At 67.0% G+C, this 5,424-nt stretch carries 7 protein-coding genes; 4 read left to right on the top strand and 3 right to left on the bottom strand.

All coding sequences use genetic code 11. The features are described from left to right. Positions 1–26: 26 nt before the first annotated feature. Positions 27–332, bottom strand: coding sequence for a hypothetical protein (locus tag VFG33_RS31735; protein WP_325056677.1), 306 nt, complete (start codon positions 330–332; stop codon positions 27–29). Between the two features lie 300 nt (positions 333–632). Between VFG33_RS31735 and VFG33_RS31730 the strand changes: the two genes are divergently transcribed. The 3 genes from VFG33_RS31730 (at position 633) to VFG33_RS31720 (ending at position 3,725) form a co-directional block, all read left to right on the top strand. Beyond that, positions 633–1,265: a TetR/AcrR family transcriptional regulator gene (locus VFG33_RS31730; RefSeq protein WP_325056676.1), complete on the top strand. Its 633-nt coding sequence runs from the start codon at positions 633–635 to the stop codon at positions 1,263–1,265. Between the two features lies 1 nt (position 1,266). Continuing rightward, positions 1,267–3,162, top strand: coding sequence for a Na+/H+ antiporter NhaA (nhaA, locus tag VFG33_RS31725; RefSeq protein WP_325056675.1), 1,896 nt, complete (start codon positions 1,267–1,269; stop codon positions 3,160–3,162). Between the two features lie 104 nt (positions 3,163–3,266). Beyond that, the gene (locus VFG33_RS31720) at positions 3,267–3,725 is read left to right on the top strand and encodes a rhodanese-like domain-containing protein (RefSeq protein WP_325056674.1); all 459 of its coding nucleotides are present in this window, start codon (positions 3,267–3,269) and stop codon (positions 3,723–3,725) included. A gap of 8 nt (positions 3,726–3,733) precedes the next feature. On the opposite strand, the gene VFG33_RS31715 is transcribed toward VFG33_RS31720, so the two are convergent. Both VFG33_RS31715 and VFG33_RS31710 read right to left on the bottom strand, forming a co-directional pair. Then, entirely contained in the window at positions 3,734–4,234 is a 501-nt protein-coding gene (locus tag VFG33_RS31715) for a tetratricopeptide repeat protein (protein ID WP_325056673.1), read from the bottom strand. Continuing rightward, the gene (locus VFG33_RS31710) at positions 4,231–4,371 is read right to left on the bottom strand and encodes a hypothetical protein (protein ID WP_325056672.1); all 141 of its coding nucleotides are present in this window, start codon (positions 4,369–4,371) and stop codon (positions 4,231–4,233) included. Before VFG33_RS31710 ends, VFG33_RS31715 begins: the two co-directional genes overlap by 4 nt. On the opposite strand from VFG33_RS31710, the gene VFG33_RS31705 reads away from it, so the two are divergent. Next, positions 4,370–5,371 (top strand): alpha/beta hydrolase, encoded by a 1,002-nt coding sequence (locus tag VFG33_RS31705; protein WP_325056671.1) that lies wholly within the window; start codon positions 4,370–4,372, stop codon positions 5,369–5,371. The two genes, VFG33_RS31710 and VFG33_RS31705, sit on opposite strands and share 2 nt — an antisense overlap. Positions 5,372–5,424: the final 53 nt, after the last annotated feature.

Raw genomic sequence — 5,424 nt, 5'->3', positions numbered from 1 at the left:
GAACGGGGGCAGCGGCGGGCGAGTGTTCATCGGTACTGCACCTCGCACTGGGGAAGGCCGGTCGTCGAGGGCTCGCAAACGATGTACACCTGCGCGTCGTTGGCATCCTCCGCCGAAAGCCAAGGCATCACAGCCTCGCCGGCCAGGAGCGTGTCGAGCGTCTGCAGTTCGGGATCGCGCGGCTCAGGGTGATGCCGATAACCAGCAGCCCCAAGCGCCAACGCCACAGCAAGCCCCAGCATGTTCACCTGAGTCGGCTCCACCGGCGTAACAGCCCCCTCACCGGGCTCAAGCCGGATCCCAAGGTCCGGAACATCGACGATCCGCGCCACATAAGCACCATCTGTCATAAACCCGAGCCTAGTCCCGCCCCCACCCCCAATCCCCCCAGCCAGCCCCCAACCCCCACACCAACCGACCACTCGCACAAGCCGCCCACCCGTACCTGCGCGCCCGCATCCGCCCGTGCTCCTGCATCTGTCGCACACACCTGCGCCCCGCCACGTGGTCGCGCCCAGGGGCTGAGCGCTGCAGCCCGCCGGCCCCCGTAGCCAGCGCCTGCGTTTCCGCCCTGGCGCGTAGGGCGTTGTGTTTTGGGTTGTTTATCCCAGTTTGAGGGTTATGCTGACCAAATGACGGCTGGGCTGACGAAGAAGGGGCGGGCGACGCGAGAGCGGATTGTGGGGGCCGCGGCTGATCTTGTCTTCGAGCACGGCCCGGTCGGGACGAGTATTGAGGACGTACGGAAGGCGGCCGGTGTCAGCGGCTCGCAGATGACCCACTACTTCCGTGACAAGAGAAGCCTGATTCAGGCGGTCGTGGAGTGGCAGGCTGACGTCGTGATCGCCGCGCAGCAGCAGCTGGACGTGGATCGGCTCGACAGTTTCGCGGGTATGCGGCGCTGGGCTGAGCTCAACGTCCAGCGGCAGGTCGCGAACGGCTGCACCGGTGGTTGCCGGCTGGGTTCCTTGGCCGGCGAGTTGGCCGACTCCGATGACGAGACCCGGCGCGAACTGGTCGCCGGGTTCGACCGTTGGGAGCTCGTACTGCGGGACGCTCTCCGCGCGATGTACGACCGAGGAGAACTCCGGCCCCAGGCGGACCCCGAAAAACTCGCAGTGAGTCTGCTTGCCGCTTTGCAAGGAGGACTGTTGCTCACCAGCACCAAGAGAGATCCCGGGCCGCTGATGAATGCTCTGGACTCCGCCCTCAGCTATATCGAATCGTTCGCGGCGGACCCGGCTTCCGCAGTACGGGCTGATTGAGGTGGCCGACTTCGGGGCGCGGCTGAGTCAGCGGACGGCGTGGACCCGGGAGTTCGCGGCGCCGATGCGAGCTTTCCTGCGGACCGAGGCGGGGAGTTCGGGGGTGCTGGCCGCGGCGATCGTGGTGGCGCTCGTCTGGGCCAACGTCGCGCCCGACTCGTACGAGAGCTTCTGGCACATGGATCTCTCGCTGCGGCTCGGATCCGGCGAGCTGAGCATGGACCTGATGGAGTGGATCAACAGCGGCCTGATGACGCTGTTCTTCCTGGTGGTCGGGTTGGAGGCGCGGCGCGAGTTCGATCTCGGGGATCTGCGGGACCGGAGCAGGTTCGTGCTGCCGCTGGTTGCCGGTGTCGCCGGGATGGTGTTGCCGGTGCTGATCTTCCTCGCGTTCAACCTCGGGGGCGAAGGCGCGCACGGCTGGGGTGTGGCGATGTCCACCGACACCGCACTGGCGCTCGGCCTGCTCGCGCTCGTCGGCCGCGGCGTACCGGACCGGGTTCGGGTCTTCCTGCTGACGGTGTTCGTGGTCGACGACCTGATTGCCCTGCTGGTGATCGCGGTCGTCTACAGCGACGACCTCTCGTGGATGCCGTTGATGATCGGCGTCGCGGCCTTCGCAGTACTGGTCGCCGTCTCTGTGCTCGGGTTCCGCAAACCGCCCATCTATGTTGCCCTCGGCATCGTTACCTGGGCCGCGCTGCTGGAGAGCGGCGTCGATCCGGTCGTCGCCGGGCTCGCGATCGGTCTGACCGCCCCGGCGTACACGCCCGGGCGGGACGAGCTGGAACAGGCATCCGGACTCTTCCGGCTGTTCCGCGAGCAGCCGACCCCTGAGCTGGCCCGGACCGCGACTGTCGGTCTGACCTCGACGCTCTCGCCGAACGACCGCCTGCAGCACTTCTACCACCCGTGGACCAGCTACCTCATCGTCCCGCTCTTCGGCCTCGCCAATGCCGGCATCACGATCAACCTGGACTTCCTCGCCGAGGCGTACACCTCGCCGATCACCCTCGGCATCCTCGTCGGCTACGTGGTCGGCAAGCCTGTCGCGGTGATGGCCACATCGTGGTTGCTGGCCCGGTCCTCTCGCGGCCGGTTCCGCCCACTGGTGGGCTGGGCCGGAGTCGCCGGCAGCGGCACGATCGCCGGCATCGGCTTCACGGTTTCGTTGCTGATAGCAACCTTGGCTTTCGACGGTCCGGAGCTGGCGGAGGCGAAGCTCGGACTGCTGTCGTCAGTGGTCGCCGCCTCGCTGCTGACCTGGCTCGTCTTCCGCGCGACCGCCCTGCTGTCGCCACCGAAGAAGGCTGTCGCGCTGCTCGGCGAGGCGGATCAGCTGGTGGATCTGGTCGAGCCGGTCGATCCTGAGCGGGATCACATCCGCGGTCCGGAATCAGCGTCCGTGACGCTGGTCGAGTACGGCGATTTCGAGTGCCCGTACTGCGGGATGGCCGAACCCGTGGTCCGCGACATCCTGCGCGATGACGATCTTCGGTTCGTGTGGCGGCACCTGCCGTTGTCCGACGTGCATCCTCGGGCCCAGATCGCGGCGGAAGCGGCCGAGGCGGCCGGTGAGCAGAATGCATTCTGGGAGATGCACGACCTGTTGCTCGCCAACCAGGACAAGCTGCAGGCGGCCGACCTGCTCCGCTATGCCGACCAACTCGGTCTCGATCAGCAGCGCTTCCATGAGGACATCAAGCGGCACGTCGCCGCGGCGCGGGTCGCTCAGGATGTGGAGACGGCCGACCTCAGCGGCGTCTCCGGGACACCGACCTTCTTCATCAACGGCCAGCGGCACTACGGCGCGTACGACGTCGCGACGCTGACGCAGGCGATCAAGACGGCGCGAGCCCGGGCCGCCATCCTGCATCTGCGCTCGGGCGACGCCTGAGTTCTGCCGAATGGCAGAATCTTGTACTACTAGGGCATTTCTGCCACTTTCGCGGAGTCGGCCCGCTCGACGAGGCTTGGGACTCCACTTCGTGAAGGAGTTCGATGATGTCCTCGGTCCTGCAGATCTCGCCCGCCGCCGCTGACGCTGCGATCGCCCATTTCGCCGCCCGGTTGACCTTCGAGACGGACCCGTCCGACGTGGCCGCGGACATCGGCGCAGGCGTCTCCGGCTGGGTGCTCGTCGACAGCCGGAGCCAGGAGAGCTGGGACCAGGGTCATCTGCCCGGCGCGATCCACCTCCCCACCCGCGAGATCGCGGCCCGCGCGGCGTCCGTAGTACCGGCTGGGTCTGCTGTGGTGACGTATTGCTGGGGTCCTGGCTGCAACGGCGGCACCAAAGCGGCCCTGGAGTTCGCCAAGCTCGGCTATCCCGTCAAGGAAATGATCGGCGGCTACGAGTACTGGACCCGCGAAGGCCTCCCCGTCGAGACCCTGACCGGCACCACCCGCCAGGTCACCGACCCTCTAGTAGCTCCACTCGGCGTCGCCTGCGCCTGCTGACGCGACAACTAGAGCGAGGCGAGGTGGTGGGCGTTGGCTCGGAGGGATGCTTCGTAGCGTTTGAGGTCGGGGGTTTCGACGCGGTCGCTGATCACCAGGAGGAGGGTGGCGAGGGCCTTGTCGTGGCGGCCGGCGGCGTGCAGGGTGAGGGCCTTGAAGACGCGGAGGGAGTCTGATTCCGGGAACTCCTCGCACGCCTTCTTGAAGACCTCGAGGGACTCGTCGAACCGGTCCAGGTTGCGGAGCGTGCTGCCGTACTGGAGGAGGCACTTTCGCCTGATGTCTCCGGTCAGCCCGGGAAGCGCCTGCTCGTAGTACTCGAGCGCCTTCTCCTCCTGGCCGGCGGTGTCGTAGGAGCCACCGACCTCGTACAGCACGTACGGGTTGCCGGGGTGCCTGGTCAGCAGGTCCTCGAAGAAGTCGATCGTCGGCTGCATGTTCTCCCGGTCCCGCCGGGAGAAGGCTTCCTCGATCGTGGTGGCCAGCTCAGGCGTCAGTTCAGTGCTCACCAGCCCATCATGCCGCGCGGGCCGCGAGCCCTCGTCGTCGGTGCGGTGCGCGCGCCTAGGGTGATTTTTGTACCGGCGCTGTCGAGGGGCCGGGTCTCCCCGGCCTCCTGCGCCTGCTTGTGGGGAGGAACGGTCATGATTCGACTCCGCGGTCACTCGATCTTGCTGCTGGTGATGCTGCTCACGGTTGCGTGGTTTGCACCGGCCAGCGCCACTGCCGGACAGGAAGGACAGGCGTCCCGCGGCCGTGGTGCGCGGGTTGTGGCTGAAGAGCAGGTCGGTCCTCGGCTGGTGGACCTGACCATCGATTCCCCCGCCATTGGCCGCGAAGGCAAGGTACGGCTGCTGACTCCAGACGGTTGGGACCATCGGCGCAAGAGCGACCGCTGGCCGGTGCTCTATCTCCTGCACGGCTGCTGCGACACCTACGACAGTTGGACGCGGTCGACCGACGTCGAGGAACTTGCCAAATTACGCAACGTGCTCGTCGTGATGCCCGAGGCGGGCCCGGTCGGCTGGTACAGCGACTGGTGGAACCACGGCGATGGCGGGGCTCCGGCGTGGGAGACGTTCCACCTGCGCGAGATCCGCGGACTGCTCGAACACACCTACGGCGCTGGACAACGACGCGTGATCGCAGGCTTGTCGATGGGTGGATTCGGCGCACTCAGCTACGCGGCCCGCAACCCGGGCATGTTCCGCGCGGTCGCCAGCTACAGCGGCGTCGTCCACCCCCTGTACGCCGACTTCCCGGAAGGACTGATGTCGCTCCTGCCCGAGTACGGCGAGGATCCGCTCGCGCTCTGGGGAGACCCGATCGCGCAGCGCCGAATCTGGACAGCGCACGACCCGTACTACCTCGCCAAGCGGCTCCGGAACACGCCCGTCTTCCTGTCCAGCGGCAACGGCACCGCCGGTCCCTTCGACCCACCGGGTACGACGGATGACCTCGAGGCGTTCCTGAACGACATGAACCACGTAACGGCCACCCGCCTCCGCCAGGCCGGAGTCAAACTCACCACAGACTTCTACGGCCCTGGCATCCACGACTGGCCGTACTGGGAGCGCGAGCTCCACCGATCGCTCCCCATGCTCCTGTGCGCCCTCCATGTCGCCCAGAAATGCGGTGCCCACTGACTCCAGTTGCCCGAACGTACCTGGTCAACGCGGCTGGGGAGTTGGTACTCATG

This window comes from Kribbella sp., assembly GCF_035687465.1.
Taxonomy (GTDB): domain Bacteria; phylum Actinomycetota; class Actinomycetes; order Propionibacteriales; family Kribbellaceae; genus Kribbella.
The sequence above is the reverse complement of the archived record's forward strand: the minus strand, read 5'-3'. Positions and strand labels throughout refer to the sequence as shown.